The sequence below is a fragment of the Alistipes sp. AF48-12 genome (assembly GCF_003477565.1).
Lineage (GTDB): Bacteria > Bacteroidota > Bacteroidia > Bacteroidales > Rikenellaceae > Alistipes_A > Alistipes_A hominis.
Map to the genome: position 1 here is coordinate 1 of NZ_QUDJ01000044.1, position 2,252 is coordinate 2,252.

Genomic DNA, 2,252 nt, shown 5'->3' on the forward strand with positions numbered 1-2,252 from the left:
CTCCATTTCCTATTTCAGAAATAAAAGTTCTGTAATCATCAGGAAGAGTTATACAATGTTTATGCTCAAACTCCTTAATATCTTCTTCAGATAGACAAGGATTATAAGATACCTCTTGTTCCTTTACTCCAAAAGATGCAAATTCTTTATGGCGTCTTATGAAAGCCAATTTTTCTAATATTTCCTTTTTTTGATTCATAATCACTAATGTCCGGTGGATAATCAATTTTTCGGAGAGATTTATCCGCTTGTTACCCACGTATTTATTCTTTATTTTTTCGATTTATATGTATATCGCTTATTTCTGCTTTTCCTCCAAAACAGAGTAATTCTTCCACATTCAGATTATCCAACACTGCATATACAGATTCTTTTGTCATACTTTTAACGCTTAACATCTTTACTTTTCTCAATTTTGGAGCATTTACAAGGCTTGTAATATCAACCAACTTATTTAACGTATCAATACAGACTTCAGCTAAGTTGTTTAGATTGGCTAAGTTGGGTATCTTAGTAATATTAGCTAACCAAATCAATTCGAGTTTTTCAAGTCCTGTGAGTGTACTGACGAATGAAATATCATCCAATTTGGATATTCTAAAAAGTTTCAGTTGGCGCAAAGTTCTAAAATCACTCAAAACAGTCAAGTCTATTTTTGAACTGTCACACCACAGAATAGACAAGTCCTTGATAAGCATTTGTTTTAAGAAAGACAAATCCTTATTTTTGACAGCTCTTAATTCTAACTTTCTCAACTGACTTAAACCTACGATAGCTTCAAGATTCTTATCTAATTTCCCAAGGAATAAGGATTGGAGATTTTTCAAGCGCAAAAGCCATTGGCAATCAAACACAGGCTTTCCACTCTTCAAATCCGCATCTATATGTAAATGTTCCAACTGGCTTGGCAAAGTATTGACAAAAGAAAAATCCCTTAAATCATAAATATCTAATGTCAATGATTTTAGATTTGACAAACTTGAAAGAATAGATAAGCCAGTATTCTTATATTCAAAATCGCCTATTACGATATTTTGTACATCAGGAACAAATCGCAGGAAATCCAGATTCCAACCATTGAAATCATCTCCATATCCAAATTTTTTGTCAGCCCCTCCATATACACGAAAAGAAATATCAGGACGTAATATAAATAAGCGATTCAATTTTTCGAGAACAGTATTAGGAATATAATCGCTTATTTGAACTCTCTTGATAAGTTTTTCCTCGCTTATTTGATGAATTATGGATTCAGTTACATCTTCAGCCATGTAACCATCTTCGGGATGTCTTGGAATTCTTCCAAAACTGCGAGGAGTAAATATTTCAATTTGTGTTCTAAACATATCTTTACTACGTGGGTAATGTTCGGTGGCTAACCGACCCTTATCTGGGGAGGTTAAGCCGCTTGTTAGTTGCATATTTACAATTTTGACAAAAGAGTATTCAGTTCTTTAATATCTTCTTTATCATCTTCGTACCTTAAAGCATTTCTATAAGAATGATTACTTAAACAGATAATTCCTATTTCGGGAATATCTAATATATCAGAATCTGGTATTGACAACCCATACAAGATACATTTGCCTATGTACTCAGAATGTTCACGAAATAGTGGGATTTGTTGCAGCCTTTGGACTATTTCATTAAGTGTATCCTCTTTCTCTTGTTCTCTGATTGCACACAGAGGCAACAGAAGATGAAATAACACATCTCCATATTTTAACTCTGCAATACGCATCAATTCTGGATATGTGAGATATTTCAAATGAAAGTTGCCACTAACCTCACCAATTACAAAATCATTCAAAAAATAGTATGTACTACAAGGATGAAATTCCATTGTCAATGTAACATCACTGCCGATAGGAAGTGTTAGAGTTCTTGGATTTTCTATTTCACCTTGATTTTCGGATGTTTCCAATTCAATTTGAGATAGCCAGCCCCAATATTCCTTGTACCTCTTTTCATCTAACAATGCTGGTGCAAGTTCTTCATCCCATACTTCATCAAAATTCACATCCCTTTCTTCATCAAAGGCTTGAATATGATGATGCAACATTACGTTCCAAAAAAGCGCATTTGAGAACGAATATTCTTTTTCTGATATTACATTCATTTTTGTTTCGTTTTTGACTGCAACTAACGTTATACTATCAGCCGATTTGGCTGTTATTTTCTTTAAGTATCAGACCTCGTCTTCCTCCATCAACAGATCGTCCAACGGGCTTTTGATATTGCTTTTGAAAGTG

Annotated in this window: 3 protein-coding genes; all 3 read right to left on the reverse strand. The window is 33.7% G+C overall.

Annotated elements, in window-relative coordinates; translation table 11 throughout:
- Window positions 1-199, reverse strand: a 199-nt coding sequence (locus DW082_RS14040) for an SMI1/KNR4 family protein (protein ID WP_147387086.1), incomplete at its 3' end; no start/stop codon positions are given.
- A 64-nt stretch (window positions 200-263) separates the two neighbouring features.
- Window positions 264-1,421, reverse strand: a complete 1,158-nt coding sequence (locus DW082_RS14045; protein ID WP_259335654.1) for a hypothetical protein — start codon at window positions 1,419-1,421, stop codon at window positions 264-266.
- A 2-nt stretch (window positions 1,422-1,423) separates the two neighbouring features.
- Entirely contained in the window at window positions 1,424-2,119 is a 696-nt protein-coding gene (locus DW082_RS14050) for an Imm19 family immunity protein (RefSeq protein ID WP_117678525.1), read from the reverse strand.
- Window positions 2,120-2,252: the final 133 nt, after the last annotated feature.